Origin of the sequence: Gardnerella sp. DNF00571G, from assembly GCF_049262695.1 — a bacterium.
Lineage (GTDB): Bacteria > Actinomycetota > Actinomycetes > Actinomycetales > Bifidobacteriaceae > Bifidobacterium > Bifidobacterium piotii.
The window spans coordinates 73535-91170 of the sequence record NZ_CP058396.1 but is presented as its reverse complement, the minus strand read 5'-3'; the positions used below and the strand labels follow the sequence as shown (position 1 = coordinate 91170).

Below are 17636 nucleotides of genomic sequence, written 5' to 3'. Positions count from 1 at the left end.
TTACTTCAATCATCCATATTCAATTATGTTTTATTCTTCAGTTATAAATCCTGCAAACTTAAGAACTTGCTAAAACTAAATCGCTTAAATCTTAAATCACTTAAATCTTAATCGTTTAACCTTAAATCAATTATTCTTAAATTATTTAGCTTAGAATCTAAATCGTTAATCCTAAATCTTCAAACTTAAATCTTCAAACCTCAAATTCAGCCATTTAATCAAGCTTTTTAATTCTACTTCAAACACACTAAATTCACTAGAATTGCATAAACAATACGTATAAATACAGATGCATAAATACAAAAGCCCGAGCTTATGCTCGGGCAAAAAGACTTATCGACGCAATCCGAGTCGATCAATCAAAGAACGATAGCGATTAATGTCTACGCGCTTCAAGTAATCAAGAAGACGACGACGGTCACCAATCATGAGCATCATACCACGACGAGAGTGGTGATCATGCTTGTGCTCCTTCAAGTGATCGGTAAGGTCGGAGATGCGCTTGCTGAGCAAAGCAACCTGAACCTCTGGGGAACCCGTGTCACCCTCGTGCGTTGCGTATTCGTTGATAATGTTCTTCTTATCTTCAGCCGTTAATGCCACGGCGTCCTCCTTATGTAGTTACTGCGCGGTGCCGCATCCTTTAATACAGCGCTTGCAAATCCGCGGGCGTTACACGCCGAGTTTCAATGTTACAACTATGCCCAAACAAGCTTATAAAGACTACATAGCAGTCATGAATCCACCAAAAATCACAACAAGAATCGCAAGAACTTCAATAGCGTAAAACATTATGAACGAAGCCCAGCTGCGAGTCAAAACGTTTAATCGCGATTTTTTAGGAACCGTTACAAGCAATCCAACAAATAAAATCGCATAAACAGCAACGCCAAATCCAGCAGAGATTATTCCAAGATTTGCTGCATTCGCAAGCCCACTTGCTGGTCCGTAAACTACGTATGTTGAATACCAAAAACTTAAGCGCAATAAGCATAATCCGCTAATAAATTGTTCAATCGCTAGAAAAACAACAAACAAGAATCGCCAAAGCCATCTACTAGACTCAATTAGCGCCATTGCCAAAGCTGTAGCAGTTGCAACTGTTGTAACCCAAGCAATAAACACAACTCCCTGTGCAGATAATCCAGAAAAATTCTTAACAACCCAAGCAGTATGCTGAACTGCCAAAGTTCTACCCGCCCAATAAGGAACAACAACCGCTACAAGAAGAATCGCAAAATAAAGCACCCAGCGCTTAGGATTTGAGTGGCGTTTGGAGATATCTGCTATAGACAGCTCCGACTCCAATTCGCCAGGCGACTCAAGGGGTTCATCTGCGTTAGCATTAGCAGCATTAGCGTTTGCTTTACACTGAGCCATCTCTTGCATTCTCCTTTAACGTGCTAAATTCTAAATGAATACCTTACCAGCCACATTCCCCTATCTAAAGCGTGCAATATAATGATACTCCACGCGATTGCAACAAAATTCGCAATCACAAACAGATTTAGGTACACACATGGGTTTTATTCATTTTATTCTTAACCTTCTTAAAGATCCGCGCTCTGCTATAGCTGGCTGGATTGCTATGGGAACTGCACCCGCACTAGGATTGATTTTTCTAATCATCTTTATTGAAACAGGCGTTGTGTTCTTCCCATTCTTGCCTGGCGATTCCTTGCTTTTTGCAGCTGGATTCTTTGCAGCTCCAGATGCACAAACTGGTAAAAGCTCGCTTCCACTTGCGATTTTGCTCGTAGCTGTTTGGCTTGCACCAATTATTGGCGACCAATGCAACTACTTTATTGGCCACTTTTTCGGCAGGCGAATCGTTGAATCAGGCAAAGTTAAGGCCCTAACGCCAGAACGCATTGCTAAAACAGAGCAAATGATTGATAAGTGGGGACCAATTGCAGTGTTCTTAGGCAGATTCTTCCCATTTATTCGCACATTTATGCCTTTTATTTCTGGCATTTCTGGCATGCGTTGGACTCGTTTTACTCCTTTTTCTGTTCTTGGTGGAATAGTGTGGTCGTCGCTTTTTACTCTTCTCGGCTACTTCTTTGGCAACATTCCTTTTGTTCAAAAGAATTTTGAGCTTGTTATAGTGGCGATTTTGCTGATTTCTCTTGTGCCAACTTTTATTGGACTTTATAAAGCTCATGCTGCAAACAAAGCTAAAAAGCAATCGGAAGGCAAATCGCAGCAAGATTAACCAAAGAATTAGCAACGTTTTACAACACTCCAACGCTGTTAGCGTTGTACTTTTACGCATTTTGTAGTACAGTGTGCAGAGTTGTGTAAAACATTGGGGCTATAGCTCAGTTGGTAGAGCGCTTCGTTCGCATCGAAGAGGTCGTGGTTTCGATTACCATTAGCTCCACTAAGCCCACTGCATTCATTCCACCGCAGTGGGCTTTTTCTTTGCAAATCCCCCTTATTTACAGCTAACAAGGTTTGAGTATTTCTTTACTTGGTATTGCGCGAGGTTTGAGTATTTCTCTCCTCGCAAGTCCCGTCGCTACGCTCCTCTTTTATTGCTCGTATAGAAATACATCAAACCTTCTGAATATCTAAGACTTTTGCGTAGCTTTCATCACTGAGCTTCTCGATTTTTCTTCTTCATTCGATGAATCACCACCTTCGGCGCTGAGGTTCATCTCATTCAGTGCGAAAAATCTCGAATCTCTACCTTGCTTGGCGAAATCTTTAAATCCTAAACGCCGCTGTTATCAAATGTGTTTTCAATCGAATCTATAAGCGGAGCTGCCTGACTCATTATGCTCTTAACTCTGTTATCAACGTTTTTATTTTGCGACTTCAAAGACCGTGCTAAATCCAACGCATCGTCAAAAATCTTTTCAACAATATCTTGATTTACGCCATCTGCCTTAAATTGCGCACTCCAAGAGTTCAGTGACTCAAACACAATCTCACTTGCATCTATTTTTACAATCTCATTTTCGTTTTTCTTTGCATTTTCAACAAAAGCGCGCAGCTTCCCAGCATACTCTCGCACTTTAGGCGTTGGCTTACCTTGCGAATAGTTTGTAAGATCTAAGTAGCCTTTACCAAGCGTAGAATACATTAACGCCGACTCATAATCCTTTGCTTTAACACCCTTTAACGCCTCTTCAAACCACTTTACAGACTGTTCAATTCGTTCCTTTCTATTCGCACTGCTTGATTCTTCTTTATCTTTAACCCCGTAATACCAATACGCTTTTCCAACAGATAAGCATAATTCATACCAATCTTCGGATTTTTTAAGATCCGACTTGTACTTATTAACAAACGACGTAAAATCTTCTCTTTCGCTTGCGCTCCACCGAAAATCTTCAATCTGGTTTACTAAAAGTCGCAACGCTGGCTGAATAGACATAGGCTGAACATTTGCGTTAAAAAGCTTTACTTGTAAAAACATAGCTTTATTAACGTATTCAACAATCTGCTTAGAATCTGTTGATTTTGCAGCCTTAACCATGTATTTTTTATACTCTTGCACACTGCTTGTTATATTGCTCGCATGCTTGTTTTTTGTAGAAATATTTCCGCTTTTTACATATAATCGCGACTCTATTACTTTCACTCTGCCTGCATTTGTTATTACAGATTTACAAGCAAATGCAAAAACAACACATCCAATAAATGCCATTAAGACGCAACAAACAATCTTAAAAATATTTTTCTTGCCATTTTTAACACCATTTTTAACACCATTTTTCTTGTGTCTTTTGCCAATATTTTGATTACCACTTTCTACGCGCAATCGCGCTCTAGCACGGCTGCTACGACTTGCATCATATTTTTTGCGCGTTTGCGCACCTCTTGCACGCCTTTTATTGCGCAAAACAAGACCAGATTCTCCCATATTTGATTCAACTTTTTCGCCAAATTCTAAATCTTCTAAACAATCTTTTAGCGCTTGAGAAAACTCCGCACAATCTTCGTATCGATCCTTTGGATTATGCGCCAATGCGCGCATTAACACATAGCGCACACCACTATCGCAATCGTCGCAGCTCAAGTCGAAGTTAGTAAGCGGATGAGATTTATTAGAATCCTTAAAATCTAAAGTCTGATTACTAGAAAAACTAGAAAAATTGGAATTGTTAAAACTTAAAGAGGAATCAGAATGATTGGAACTCTCGCAATAGCACGTACCCGTAAGCGCGTAAAACAACGTTGCTCCAAGCGCATAAACGTCTGTAAAAACGCCGATTTTAGCATCCTGCTCAAAAAGCTCGGGAGCTGCAAATCCACATGTTGCAAAACGCGCATCTTGCTTAAATCGACTTGGTTGCACCAAAACACCATCTTCGCCTTTAAGCTCTAATGCAGAGCCAAAATCAATTAGATGCACACTAGAATCATTAGAGATCATAACGTTAGAAGGCTTTAAGTCGCAATAAACAACAGCTGGATTTAACGAGTGAAGGTATTGCAATAATTCGCATAGCTGGATTCCTAAAGCGCATACTTGACTAGGAGTAATAACTCCGCTTTGCGCAATAATCGTTTTTAGCGAACTTCCCTCAACATAGTCGCGAACTGCGTACGCTCTGCCATTTTCTTCAAAGAAATCAACGATTCTAGGAATACTAGGATGATTGCAATGATTCAAAACCTCGACTTCCGCTCGAAGCGATTGCAAAATCAAAGCTTTTTTATCACTATCTAAATTCTCATTAGACGTTTCTTTAACAGCCCATTTTTTGTGTAAAACATTGTCTACTGCAAGATAAACGCTAGAAGTTCCGCCCGAACCAAGCTTTCCCAAAAGCTGATATTTTCCACCTACACAAACCATATTTACCGCACTTTCATAAAATCAAACCGATAATAATCCTGTGCGCTAAACTCTATGCACTAATTCGTGCAAAGAAAAGACTTAATGGAAAATGTGTACCAAAGCCATCAAAGCCCTAGAAAAATAAGGGAAAAGTTATCCACATTGCTTACATTGCTTACATTGCTAGCATTAATAACACTAATCAATCAATGTCTGCACCAAGAGCAGTGAGCTTGCCTCTAAAATCTGCATAACCGCGGTCAATAAGCGAAATGCCCTTAACATTAGACGGTCCTTTTGCTGTAAGAGCTGCAATAAGATGACTAAAGCCGCCACGCAAATCTGGAACATCAATATCTTGACCAGTAAGAGGCGTTGGCCCAAAAATCACAGCAGAATGCTTGTAATTGCGCTGCTGGAATCGGCAAGGAAGCGAGCCAAGGCACTCGCGATACAGCTGAATCATTGCGCCCATTTGCACAAGCGGTTTTGTAAAGCCAAAACGATTCTCATACACTGTTTCGTGCACAATGCTCAAGCCTTTAGCTTGCGTTAAAGCAACAACAAGTGGCTGCTGCCAATCTGTCATAAAACCAGGATGAACGTCGGTTTCAATAGCAACTGGATGCAAGTCTCCGCCTGGATGCCAGAATCGAATACCGTTATCTGCAACGTCAAACTGACCGCCAACTTTGCGGAAAACGTTTAAGAATGTCATCATTTCTGGCTGAGTTGCGCCTTTAATAAACACATCTCCGTGAGTTGCGAGCGCAGCGGAAGCCCAAGATGCCGCCTCAATCCTATCTGTTAAAGCAGTGTGATTGTAACCTTGAAGCTTATCTACGCCCTCAATCCTAAATGTGCGATCAACGTCTACAGAAATGATTGCGCCCATTTTTTGCAAAACGGCCACCAAATCCATAATCTCTGGCTCGATTGCAGCTCCAGAAAGCTCCGTTTTGCCTTCTGCAAGAACAGCTGCAAGAAGAGTTTGCTCAGTGGCACCAACCGAAGGGTAAGGAAGATGGATTTTAGTTCCGCGCAAACCGTTTGGAGCAGTAATATGAATACCATCTTCGTGGTCTTTGTTTACATTTGCGCCAAGCTTGCGCAAAGTTTCAAGATGGAAGTCTATAGGACGACCGCCAATATTGCACCCACCAAGCGCTGGAATAAAAGCCTCGCCAAGCCTGTGAAGAAGCGGGCCAGAAAACAGAATAGGAATACGAGAAGACCCAGACAGCGTGTCTACGTCTGCAACATCTGCAAGTTGAACATTGCTTGCGTCAATGCTAACAACGCCTGCAGCGCCATCAACGTTTACGTTTACGCCGTGCAATCGAAGCAAATCCGAAACAACATGAACATCTCTAATCTCTGGAACATTCTTTAACACGGATTTTCCAGGAGCTAGGAGCGCTGCAACCATTGCCTTGCTAACAAAGTTTTTTGCGCCACGAACTTTAATCGTTCCGTTAAGCGGCTTGCCACCTTCTACATGTAAAACGTCTGCAGCGTCGATGCCACTTTCGTTATGTTCAGCCGTGTTTTGCGCAGACACATTTACCTCTTTCGTTTGCAACTAAAACTAATTAACTATAATACCGATACGCGTGCCAATCGCATGTAAATTACGTTGCAATCGCGCTCAAATTCGCGCCAATGCTAAATAATCCGTGCTATTTTGCAACTATAGACCGCCATCTTCTTAAGATCCTTGCAAAAAGTGAAGGCTTTTGTAATAAATCGACTTCTGGCAAATCGTGGCTACAATCCGCGTTTAATCCATACGTGTACGCTTTCTTAGACGATGCTTTGCCAACTAAATCGCCAAATTCCAGCATTTGCGTTCTAGGCTCGTAAGGGTGACGAATGTCAAACTCAAGAAGCCTTGCTCCGCATTTAGAAGCCACTGGCCCGTAAGACGCAAATCCGCACGTTGCAGTGGCCATTAGAAGCATGCCAGAATCCTCGCACCTGCCCGCAAACACGTTTCTGTGATCGTGCCCTGCGCAAAAAGCAAAAGCACCAATCTTTTGCAAAATATCGTATTCACCGCTGTCTTTATCTGGGCAGCTCACGCCTTCTCCAAGATATCCATCTGGCAAAACGCGATTATCGTCTAAAGCGTAGTATTTTCCAGCAAAACGCCTATATCCTTCGATTGCGTGTTCTTTAGCAGCGCAATCTTTAGGAACTTCGCGCAGCAAATCGTAGTATTGCGGAAGCGGAAAATGCTGAAAAACGCAAAATCTTGGTGGCAAAAAGTTTGGCAAATCCGATAAAAAGTCAAGTGCCTTACTAGAAGGGCTTCCGTAGCCGCCGCGCTTTTCGTAATCGCCAGAATCTACAAGAACAATAGAAAATACGACTTTTTCTTGATTTACGTCCATAACAGGCAAAGCGAATGTTCCTGCTTTACAAGGAAATATGATTTGATTTGGCAAAATGCTTTTTGGAAGAGACATTGCGGATCCGCTAGAAAATTCTCCATCGGTTTGCTGGCGATTCAAGCATCCCGAAAACTCTTGATACAAAGAATCCAGCTCCGCGTTGCTTAATCCGCACTGAAAATCGTGATTCCCGTACGTTAGCGCCCAAGGAATTGAGCGATCTTCTAAAGGCTTTACCATGCATTTAATATGATCTAAGACTTTTTTGCGCGTATTTTGCAAATCTTTTTCATGCGCCTTGCGCGCATCTGCTCCACGGTTATCTTGCGACTCATCCCAGCGTCTTCGCACAAATGTGTTCGCAAAATCTTTAGCATACCCTGCAATTTGATTGCCACTAAAAATCACAATATCTGGCCTAACTGCATCGCAAGCAGACTCTATAAGCTTAATCGTGTCTTTGCTGATTTTTGGCGCATCTTGAACATCTGCAAACTGTAAAACGCGGAATTTTCCCGAAAGATGAAATTGCAACTTACCTAATCTTGCAGAGACGGATGTTGGAAGCTTTGACGAATCAGATGCGCTATACGAATTAGACAAATTAGACGTATTAGATGCATTAGACGACTTAGCAAAACTTGACGACTTAGCATTTTGAAAAGTCTCCTGCTCATTTAGGCTGCTTTTCAAAATCTTAGAGTCGCTTTTATCAGATTCTGCAATTTCTAACATAGTTCAAGCATACGGCACAGCATCTGGCGTATCAACAAAACACGGCAAAACACTAAAAATCATTAATGATTATTCAAGATGACGCAAAACAAGGCAAGATGACGCAAAACACCGCAAAACACCGCAAAAATAGCGTTTTTTTACAATATTTTAAGATAACTTTAAGCTAATAACCTATTCGCATTAAGAAAAGAGTGGTTAGATATAAAGCATAGACGGAATAAATCACAATAATCAGTGATTTAGAACTAATAACTGAACCTCTCTTCTTCTCTTCTTTCAAACCCCCGAGCCAATCACTCGGGGGTTTTGTTTTGCGCAAGACTTGCACAAGAGGCACGTAAGATTCGATTACCGCCAAACGCTTGTATGGCAACGCGTGAGTTATGATTTCTTACACACTTTTTGGCCTATAACACAAAAAGGTAGGTAATCGTTAGCGCGGTCTAAGCGCGCTAACGTCTTCGCCGCATGCAAAGTCCACTGGACTTTACATTTGAGCGGCTCAGCGAATCGAAGTGCATTCGCGCGCTACGCTATTCCTCACGGCTATTAGTAGCCGCTCGGCTGATTTGGCATGTAAAGTCCACTGGACTTTACATTTGAGCCAAATCACGCTTTGAAGGAGCTTGAAATGCATTATGCAATTTCAAGCTCAGTCAAAGCGCCCATGCAAGTCGATTCGCGAACAAAAAAAGCCCCCGCTATTACGAGAGCTATTCGCTGGGGTACCTGGACTCGAACCAAGAATGGATGAACCAGAATCACCTGTGTTGCCAATTACACCATACCCCAATTGGCAGGCTTCGCGGCTCTTGGAACCGTTCCGTCTTTGTACCCCCGACCGGATTTGAACCGGTGTTGGCGCCGTGAGAGGGCGTAGTCCTAGGCCGCTAGACGACGGGGGCTTAATTTATTTGCTACGCCTCTAGACGCAACAAATGTCGACTTTACAACATAACGCAAGTATATGCAACTAGCGGCGTGTCGCACAACAACCAAATCAACAACAAATCATATACAAAAATGCTCCAATGCAAGCAAAAATCAACAAGCATTGGAGCAAAACAGCATTAAAGCTTAATCATTTTTACAAATGCTCACGCAATCCAGCTAAACGAGCCAAAGTCACGTCTTTGCCAACGATTTCCATGGACTCAAAAAGCGGAGGTGAAACTCTGCGGCCAGAAAGAGCCACTCGTACAGGGCCAAACGCCAATCGCGGCTTGTAACCAGCTTCTTCAACAAGCTTCTTGTTCAAAAGCTCGTGCAAAGAATCCGTATGCCAATCAGAAGAATCAACACTTTGCAAAGCAGAAATAGCCGCATCGAGCACATCGCCAGCAGATTCCTTAAGCTGCTTACGCGCATCGTCATCTGGCTCAATGTAGCCATCTTCGCTTAACAGACTACCGACCATACCAGCAACTTCACCAAGCAAGCGCACGCGAGACTGAACAAGAGGAGCAGCAGCGCTAAGCACTTCGCGTTCGCGACTAGTCAATGCATCCCAATTGTCCGCACTAACTACGCCATCCTTATGCAAGTAAGGCACAGAACGATTCAAGAAGTCTTGAGGCTCAAGCATGCGAATATGTTCAGCGTTAATGGAAATTGCTTTGTCTAAGTCGAAGTGTGCAGGGTTTGCCTTAACGTCTCGTACATCAAACTTTTCAATCATCTCGTCCATAGAGAACACATCGCGATCAGGCGCAATCGACCAGCCGAGCAAAGCCAAGTAGTTCAGCAAGCCTTCTGGAATAAAGCCGTTATCTCTATGCAAGAACAAGTTAGACTCAGGGTCTCGCTTAGAAAGCTTCTTCTTACCTTCGCCCATAACGTAAGGCATGTGGCCGTAAAGCGGAGTTTCCTTAGCAATACCCATTTCCATAAGGTAACGGTAAAGCACAATCTGACGAGGTGTGGAACTAAGAATATCCTCACCGCGCAAAACAACGTTCACATCCATTAATGCGTCGTCAACAGGGTTTGTAAGCGTATAAAGTGGATCGCCATTCGGACGCACAATCACATAATCTGGAACAGAACCCGCCTTAAACGTGATTTCGCCACGAATCAAATCGTTAAAAGTAATGTCTTCATTTGGCATCTTTAAGCGAAGCGCAGGCTTTCTGCCTTCATCGCGGAAAGCTTGCTTCTGCTCCTCAGTAAGGTTTCTGTCGTAACCATCGTAGCCAAACTCAGCTGGGCGCCCTGCAGCAATATTGCGCTCTTTAATCTCTTCTGGAGTAGAGAATGATTCGTAAGCGTATCCTGCTTCAAAAAGCTTTTTTGCTACGTCTTTATAAATCTCCATACGTTGAGACTGGCGGTACGGGCCATTTTCTCCGCCAACATCAATGCCCTCGTCCCAATCAATATTTAGCCAACGAAGAGCCTCAATAATCTGCTGGTAGCTTTCTTCGCTATCTCGCTCATTATCTGTATCTTCAATGCGGAAAAGCAACTTGCCATGAGTGTGGCGAGCCTCTGCCCAGTTAAACAGCGCGGTACGAACCATACCTACGTGAGGCGTACCAGTTGGCGAAGGGCAAAAACGCACGCGAACATTCTTTGGAAGTTCAGGCTTTGTGGATTTTGTTGCATTATTAGCAACTTCTTGAGTTTCCTCTGTATCAGTCATAGGTTCCATTGTGCCGCGCGTTACGGACGTGCCTATCTAGTCAAGAGCTTGAGTTGATTCCTTATTACCTTCCACATGCGCAAACTTTGCTGCCAACGCTTCTCTGGACTTTCTATCGTCTTCTTCTTTTGCAAGCTTCTTAGCAACTTCTGGATCCCAAAGAACGTCTTCCTTATGCTTTGACCATTCACACTCAAGCAATGGAGCCGCAAATTCAACCATCGCGCTCATACTATTTTCGCCAGTTTCGCCACCATCGCCACTTTTTACGCAATCAACAAGCTCACGCCACTGATTATCCTTAAACATCATTCGAGGAATTCCAGCACACTCACACACTTCGTTAATATATAGGAATATAGGCAAAGTTTCGTAAATGTTGCTGGTTTTTTCAATAAGACTTTTAAGAATAGACAGTATTGCAGTAATTTTTTGCGATTCTACAGAATTAAGTCCGCAAAAATCACACTCTTGTTTTGCGAATCTAAACGCATCTTGCAAGCTATCAACACTCCAATTACCAGCAACACTTAAAGAATCCGCAGCACCATTGATTGCGTTAACATCGTTAGAAAGATTGGATTCAAGCTTGCTAAAAATAGCGCTAACATCATTCGTGTTATTTTCTAGCTCTTCTTGCGATTCACTATAGTCTGGTTCGTAGCATAAATCCATATCATCGTAAGCGGTTGCAGCAGCCAAAAGCGCGTCGACTATCTCTTGCGGGCGTCCTGGAATTTCGTCTGCACCTTCATACACAAACTCTGCATCTGGAACAGTAACGTCTAAATCCGTAACAATTCGAGCAATAGCGCGAATCGCCCTAACCTCAAGATTTTCAGCATATTTTGCGTCATTATCTAAATGGCGAGCTTCGCTTAAAGGCCACAATTTAGTTAAATCCGCGGCCGACTTTGCAGCAGACTCAAGCAGACTCAAAGCCTTTGAATCCAGCTTTTCTACAGAATCACCCATAATAACGCTCCTTCGCATTAGCTGTAAAAAACAGTTTCTACGCATCTTTTATGCATATTTTAAAGTCTATTGCTTATTATTCCACACGTTCTATTGCACACGCGCCGCAGGATCCATATATGTGATGGAAAGCACATTCATATTTGCGCAATCATACGTAATCGACGTAATCGACGCCAAGGCCGTTTTGCGCAAAAGCATATTGTGCTCCGCGCGACCCGTTTCTAGCAAATGACGATAAGACCATATTGGCGATTCGTGCGTTACAGCTACGATTTGCTCGCCTGGGTGATTTTTCACTTGCTCGCACGCAAAATCACCAACGCGCGCAGCAATACTCTTGTAGGATTCTCCCCAACTTGGCTTCCACAAGTTAGATACAAGCTTCCAATTATTGTTTTTCCACAAAGCGCCTTCGCCATAGCCGATTCTTTTCCCTCGAAAATTGTTTTCCGCTTCGATTAGACGATTGTCTAGAATAATAGGGCCGATTTGCAAAGCGCTCGCGATTTGTTGCGCTGTTTCTTGCGTGCGCTCCAAAGGAGACGAATAAATAGCACTAATTCCGCGCATTTGTGGAACAGTCGCAATATATTTTGCTGTAGCGCGAGCCATTTTTAAGCCGCGATTAGATAAGTGAAATCCTGGCAATCTCTCGTAAAGCACGTGATTTGGATTTTCCACTTCCCCGTGGCGCACAAAATGAATAGTCGTAGCTTGCATATTTTATAAACCTACTTCCAAACCTACTTCCAGCCTTTTGGAGTGTGACTTAACGACCATTCACCCAAATTATGCGCAAAAGTATTGTCTTTAGCGGCATCATAATCAGGTTTTTGCGACTTTGTGTCGTCTAAAAGCCACTTTCTAATAACAAAATTCCACACAGCTACAACAACTGTTGCAATAAGCTTTCCAATGTTTGTGCGAAGCATGTAAATCGCAGTACCGCGCAAAGCTTCAACCATTCCAAGCGTGCTAAGCCAAATAATCGCATCGTTAATAAGCAAACCAATAACTGCAGAAATAACAAAAATCAGCAATTCCATCCAACGAGCCATGTCTTCGCGGTGCTTAAACACGTACTTCATGCTGGCAATGTAGTTAAAAATAAGTGAGATTATAAAAGATATTGTTCCAGCAACAACGTTATTAAGATGCACAAGAAGAAGCAGGTTTAGCAATACTACGTCAATAATCAGCGCAATGATTCCTACGATTCCAAACTTAACAACCTGTTCAATAAGTTTTTTCATACATTCAATTAAACACGCGGAGGCTAACAATTTACTATAATTATTGCGTAACACAGGTTTATTATTGCGTAACATAAGTTGCGCAACACAAGTTTATAAACTTAAAAAATTCATAAAACTTAGCAAAGGAGCGATTATGCCAGTTATTCACACTCATGTTTCTGTAAGCACTACACCTGCTCAGCGCGATGCATTAAAAGCAGCATACGGCAAGGCGATTAGTGCAGTTCCAGGCAAAAGCGAACATTGGCTTATGTGCCCATTCGAAGACAATATGCCAATTTATTTTGCTGGAGATAATACTAAGCCTGCAGCATACGTTGAAGTGAACGTTTTTGGCTCTAGCGTGCCTGGTTCGGCTTGGGAAAAGTTAACTGAGCAAATTATGGCGGCTTTGGAGAGCGAGCTTGGAGTGCCACAAGACCGCACTTACATTCGTTACACTGCAACAACTGACTGGGGTTGGAACGGCGGCAACTTCTAGTCGCAAGTCGCAAGCCTTAAGCCTAAACTATCAACTCGCAATAATCGCCATATCGCAGCTCATACGAGCAGTAATATGGCGATTATTTATTATTGCAACTATCTATACAAATAAATATGAATTAGTCACTAGGATTGATTGCCAAAATTAGGCTTGTCAACAGTAGACTTAGCAGATACAGCGAACACATCCGACTCGTCAAAATCAGCATCGCTTGAAGAATAATCATCGCTACTAGCAACGCTGCCTTCAAGATCTGGGCCAGCAGCTGCACGAGCAACCTCTTCCATACCTTTGTTGTCACATAAAACCATACGAACATAGCCAACAACAAATCCAACAGCAGCAGGGCAAACCCAAGCCATGCCATATTCCGAGAACGGCAACCAGTTTTGAGCAACAATCAACATATCGTTTATATGCAATGCGTCGCGCAAAGCTGTTGGCAAACTATTCAAAAAGTCAAATACAGCTGCAACACCAGTAAAACCAAGCGTCCAAGCGTACACAACTTTGGAATTTCCAAAAAGTCGACCGCACAAAGCCAAAAGAATCAGTACGATTGAAAGCGGATACAAGAACATTAATACTGGAACCGCATATTCGATGATTGCGCTCAAACCAAAGTTTGCAAGGCCAAACGAAACAAGCGTAATCAATACAGACCAAACTCTGTAGCTAGGACCTTTAGGGAATAGCTTAGAGAAAGTTTCCGAACAGCTTACGATTAAGCCAACTGCCGTCTTTAAGCATGCAAGAGTTACAGTTGCAGCAAGCACAAATAAGCCAACGTTACCAAGATGATAGCGTGCAACTTGCGCCAAAGTCACGCCACCATTTTCCGCAGGTGGGAACAGCGCGCGGCTACGCACACCAACAACAACAATCGCAACGTAAATCAACGCCATAAGCAAGCAGCTAAAGAATCCAGAGCGAGCAGTATTTACTGCCACATCTTTAGGATCTTTTACACCAAACTGACGAATGGTGCTAACTACAACAATTCCAAATGCCAAGCTAGCTAAAGCATCCATTGTGTTGTAGCCATCTAAGAATCCTGTAAAGAATGACTTATTAACATAATTTCCTATAGGAGCAGCATCTGAAGAAGCACCGCTTATAGGGGAAAATAGTGCGGTAAACACCAAAATCGCTAGGAACACAAGGAAGATTGGCGTAAGAACTTTACCAACCCACGTGAGTATGCCGCTTGGTTTCATAGCAAAGAAGAACGCGAGCGCAAAGAATACTACAGAGAACAAGAACAAGTACAATTGCCCGTTTCCATCTTGCGGAATAACTCGCTCCAATCCAACAGTGTATGAAGTTGTTGCGCATCGCGGAATTGCAAAGAATGGGCCGATTGTTAAATAAAGAACGCACGTAAAGAACATGCCGTATTTTTTGCTAGCTTTGCTTGAAAGCTCAAAAAGGCCATTTGCGCGGCTCATTGCAAGAGCCGTAACACCAAGTAATGGCAAACCAACGCCAGTAACAATAAAGCCGATTGTTGCAGGAGCAGAATTGTTTCCTGCGTTAGCACCAAGAAATACTGGGAAAATAAGGTTTCCAGCGCCAAAGAACATGCCAAACAACATGACCGCCACGTATGCGGACTCAATAATTGTCAAGTTCCTTTTTTTCGGGGCACTGTCTGTGCTGACACTTTGTGTTGTGACGCTCATGCTTACACCTCCTATATGGTGAAAAATTGTTTAAGCATATTATTTAACGCATTGAATAACAAAACTGAAACCGAAAAATAATATTAGGGGGTATATTAATAAATCGCATGTACTTAATCGGCAAAAATTTGCAATTTCGCGCGTGTCTCCTAATCAAAATAAAAGGACGCTAGCGTAAAAACTAACGTCCTAAATAAAGGGCAAATGCGCAATAATAGCAAATGCGCTAAATCACATCTTGTCTGGAGCAGAAACTCCAAGCAAATCAAGACCAGAGGCGATTACTGTGCGCACAGCAGCGTTAAGCTTAAGTCGAGCTGCTGCACGCGCAGGCTCTGGGCACTTTGCAATGCGAACCGCTTCACGCTCCGCTTCTGGCAAGCGATTTTCTGGGTCGCTCAACTCCATTGGTACTACGCGCTCAAGGTTGTACCACTTGTGGTAGCTTGCAGCCAAATCCTCAAGATAATGCGCAACTCTGTGCGGAGCGCGCAAATCGCCAGCTTGTGCAAGAGCTGCAGGCCATTGTGCCAAAGCAGCCAACACTTCGCCATCTGCCTCAGTATTAAGCAAGCTTAAATCGGCTCCATCTGCACTAATTCCAGCATCTGCAGCGTTACGAGCCACATTGCAGCTGCGTGCGTGAGCGTATTGCACGTAGTACACAGGATTATCGTTGCTGTGAGAAGCAAGCAAATCCAAATCAATATCAACGCTTGTGTTGTAGTCGGTGCGCGCAAGCGAGTAGCGAGAAGCATCAACGCCAATTGCATCAACTAAATCGTCAATAGTAATAACGTTTCCAGCACGCTTACTCATGCGCACTGGTTTGCCGTCTTTCATAACGTTTACCATCTGACCAATAAGAATCTGCATGTTTTCGCCTGGCTTGTCTCCAAAAGCCGCGCACATTGCCATCATTCGGCCAATATAGCCGTGATGATCCGCGCCAAGCATGTAGATTGCTACGTCTGCAGGATTCTGATCACGGTGGCGCTTATTGCGATAGTACGCAATATCTGCAGCAAAGTAAGCGTAATTGCCGTCGGACTTAATAATTACGCGATCTTTATCGTCGCCATGCTTGGTGGATTCAAACCAAGTTGCGCCGTCTTTTTCAAAAATGTCTCCGCGAGAACGCAAATCTGCAATAGCGCTCTCAACTTCGCCGTCCTCGTACAGGCTGTTCTCGTGGAACCACACGTCAAAACCAACACGAAAATCGCGCATTGACTTACGAATTTCCGCAAACATCATTGGAACTGCGCGCTTTCGGAACTCTTCTCGCTGCTCGGAATCGCCTTCGCCAAGCGGCAATCCTTCCTCGTCTTTTCCAAGATCAATTCGCGGCAATGAGAGAACGTCAACGCCGTCTGCTTGCGATTCTTTTATAACAGCATCCGCGATTTCGTTAATATACGCGCCTTTGTAGCCGTCTGCAGGCGTTTCTTCGCCGTGAGCTGCCGCAACTAAAGACTTTGCAAAACGGTTGATTTGCTCACCGTGATCGTTGAAGTAGTATTCACGCACAACTTTTGCGCCGTTCGCTTCCAAAACTCGAGCCATAGAATCGCCAACCGCCGCCCAGCGAGTGCCACCAATATGAATTGGGCCAGTTGGGTTTGCGGAAACAAACTCAAGATTCAAAGTTTTGCCGCTCAAATGCGTATTTTTGCCAAAATCCGCGCCCTGATTTAAGACTTCTTCTACAACAGCAGCGGCAGACGCAGAATCAAGCGTTATGTTAATAAAGCCAGGGCCTGCCACTTCTACGCGCGCAATACCTTCCGCATCTTGCAAGCGCTCTGCAAAAAGTTCCGCTAAATCGTGAGGCTTCATACCAGCTTTTTTAGCGAGCTGCATAGCAACGTTCGTAGCCCAATCGCCGTGTGCGCGATCTTTTGGCCTCATAACTGCAAGTTTTTCGGCAGCAGGAATCAAATCTTCTGTTAGATTGCCAGCTTTACCACTTGCTACTAAATCTTTAGCAATTTTTTCAATTAATTCACTTAAGCTTTCTGGATTCATGGTTTACAGTCTAGCGTTACCGCGCGATGCTTCGCGATTATAACGTATTGGATTGCGTTATTCAGCATATAAGGTAATATATGTTTTACATGTTTTACAATGGAGATTAGAAATGGCTGCAACAATTACAGGATTAAGAGTACCCTCCAACGTTTTAGATCGTTATGATCAGCTCGCTAAAACCACTCACCGCACTCGTTCATTTTACATGAATCAAGCGCTAGAAGCCCAAATCGATGAACTTGAACATGAATATGGACTAATGGCAGATATTGAAGCATACAAACGTGGAGAATTAGAAACGTCTCCACTCGACGACGTGGTGAAGCGCCTTGGTTTGGAAGATTAATTTATCTAAAAGGGCTGAAAAACAGCTAGGGAAAATTGACAAAACAATTGCTAAGCAAATCGTTAAGGAACTTCGCGAAATTAGCAATCTCGACAATCCTCGAATCAGAGGCAAAGCGCTAACTGGCAACTATTCGGGGTTTTGGAGATATAGAGTAAGGGATTACAGAATAATTTGTGCAATTGAAAATAATGTGCTGACCGTTTTTGTTGTAGATATTGATCATCGCAGCAGAATCTACAATAAGTGATTATTACTAAGTGCTTAAATACACAAAAAGCGCTGGGGTCGAAGG

15 protein-coding genes and 3 tRNA genes are annotated in these 17636 nt (G+C 43.1%); 5 read left to right on the top strand and 13 right to left on the bottom strand.

What is annotated here, in order from left to right; genetic code table 11:
• Window positions 1-333 precede the first annotated feature (333 nt).
• Together rpsO and HXT30_RS00400 are read right to left on the bottom strand one after the other, a co-directional pair.
• Window positions 334-603 (bottom strand): 30S ribosomal protein S15, encoded by a 270-nt coding sequence (gene rpsO / locus HXT30_RS00405; RefSeq protein WP_004131651.1) that lies wholly within the window; start codon window positions 601-603, stop codon window positions 334-336.
• A 120-nt stretch (window positions 604-723) separates the two neighbouring features.
• Window positions 724-1380, bottom strand: coding sequence for a teichoic acid transporter (locus tag HXT30_RS00400; protein ID WP_415701251.1), 657 nt, complete (start codon window positions 1378-1380; stop codon window positions 724-726).
• A 139-nt stretch (window positions 1381-1519) separates the two neighbouring features.
• Between HXT30_RS00400 and HXT30_RS00395 the strand changes: the two genes are divergently transcribed.
• The gene (locus HXT30_RS00395) at window positions 1520-2215 is read left to right on the top strand and encodes a DedA family protein (protein ID WP_415701249.1); all 696 of its coding nucleotides are present in this window, start codon (window positions 1520-1522) and stop codon (window positions 2213-2215) included.
• 95 nt (window positions 2216-2310) lie between these two features.
• Window positions 2311-2383: transfer RNA gene (locus HXT30_RS00390), tRNA-Ala, on the top strand.
• Between the two features lie 333 nt (window positions 2384-2716).
• Here the strand turns inward: HXT30_RS00390 and HXT30_RS00385 are convergent.
• The 9 genes from HXT30_RS00385 to HXT30_RS00345 all read right to left on the bottom strand — a co-directional run bounded on the left by HXT30_RS00385 (window position 2717) and on the right by HXT30_RS00345 (window position 12795).
• The gene (locus HXT30_RS00385) at window positions 2717-4810 is read right to left on the bottom strand and encodes a serine/threonine protein kinase (RefSeq protein ID WP_422111579.1); all 2094 of its coding nucleotides are present in this window, start codon (window positions 4808-4810) and stop codon (window positions 2717-2719) included.
• A gap of 184 nt (window positions 4811-4994) precedes the next feature.
• Window positions 4995-6353: a UDP-N-acetylglucosamine 1-carboxyvinyltransferase gene (murA, locus tag HXT30_RS00380; protein ID WP_050566871.1), complete on the bottom strand. Its 1359-nt coding sequence runs from the start codon at window positions 6351-6353 to the stop codon at window positions 4995-4997.
• A 118-nt stretch (window positions 6354-6471) separates the two neighbouring features.
• Window positions 6472-7920 (bottom strand): serine/threonine protein phosphatase, encoded by a 1449-nt coding sequence (locus HXT30_RS00375; protein WP_422111578.1) that lies wholly within the window; start codon window positions 7918-7920, stop codon window positions 6472-6474.
• Window positions 7921-8643: 723 nt separating this feature from the next.
• Window positions 8644-8715, bottom strand: a tRNA-Gln gene (locus HXT30_RS00370).
• Between the two features lie 40 nt (window positions 8716-8755).
• A tRNA-Glu gene (locus tag HXT30_RS00365) sits at window positions 8756-8828 on the bottom strand.
• Between the two features lie 182 nt (window positions 8829-9010).
• On the bottom strand, window positions 9011-10573 hold the full coding sequence (gltX, locus tag HXT30_RS00360) for a glutamate--tRNA ligase (RefSeq protein WP_422111577.1): 1563 nt from the start codon (window positions 10571-10573) through the stop codon (window positions 9011-9013).
• A gap of 27 nt (window positions 10574-10600) precedes the next feature.
• Complete coding sequence (locus tag HXT30_RS00355; protein ID WP_422111576.1) at window positions 10601-11539, bottom strand: hypothetical protein; 939 nt, start codon at window positions 11537-11539, stop codon at window positions 10601-10603.
• A 90-nt stretch (window positions 11540-11629) separates the two neighbouring features.
• Complete coding sequence (locus HXT30_RS00350) at window positions 11630-12262, bottom strand: histidine phosphatase family protein (protein ID WP_422111575.1); 633 nt, start codon at window positions 12260-12262, stop codon at window positions 11630-11632.
• A 23-nt stretch (window positions 12263-12285) separates the two neighbouring features.
• Window positions 12286-12795 carry a GtrA family protein gene (locus HXT30_RS00345; protein WP_415701242.1) on the bottom strand — a complete coding sequence of 170 codons (510 nt, stop codon included), beginning with the start codon at window positions 12793-12795 and terminating at the stop codon, window positions 12286-12288.
• A gap of 136 nt (window positions 12796-12931) precedes the next feature.
• On the opposite strand from HXT30_RS00345, the gene HXT30_RS00340 reads away from it, so the two are divergent.
• On the top strand, window positions 12932-13279 hold the full coding sequence (locus HXT30_RS00340; RefSeq protein WP_016796989.1) for a phenylpyruvate tautomerase MIF-related protein: 348 nt from the start codon (window positions 12932-12934) through the stop codon (window positions 13277-13279).
• A gap of 128 nt (window positions 13280-13407) precedes the next feature.
• Here HXT30_RS00340 and brnQ read toward each other — a convergent pair whose 3' ends face one another.
• Both brnQ and argS read right to left on the bottom strand, forming a co-directional pair.
• The gene (brnQ, locus tag HXT30_RS00335; protein WP_422111574.1) at window positions 13408-14964 is read right to left on the bottom strand and encodes a branched-chain amino acid transport system II carrier protein; all 1557 of its coding nucleotides are present in this window, start codon (window positions 14962-14964) and stop codon (window positions 13408-13410) included.
• A gap of 231 nt (window positions 14965-15195) precedes the next feature.
• On the bottom strand, window positions 15196-16992 hold the full coding sequence (gene argS, locus HXT30_RS00330) for an arginine--tRNA ligase (protein WP_422111573.1): 1797 nt from the start codon (window positions 16990-16992) through the stop codon (window positions 15196-15198).
• A 112-nt stretch (window positions 16993-17104) separates the two neighbouring features.
• On the opposite strand from argS, the gene relB reads away from it, so the two are divergent.
• Window positions 17105-17341, top strand: coding sequence for a type II toxin-antitoxin system RelB family antitoxin (gene relB / locus HXT30_RS00325; RefSeq protein WP_016636007.1), 237 nt, complete (start codon window positions 17105-17107; stop codon window positions 17339-17341).
• Entirely contained in the window at window positions 17325-17591 is a 267-nt protein-coding gene (locus tag HXT30_RS00320) for a type II toxin-antitoxin system RelE family toxin (RefSeq protein ID WP_016636006.1), read from the top strand. Before relB ends, HXT30_RS00320 begins: the two co-directional genes overlap by 17 nt.
• The last annotated feature ends 45 nt before the right edge of the window (window positions 17592-17636 follow it).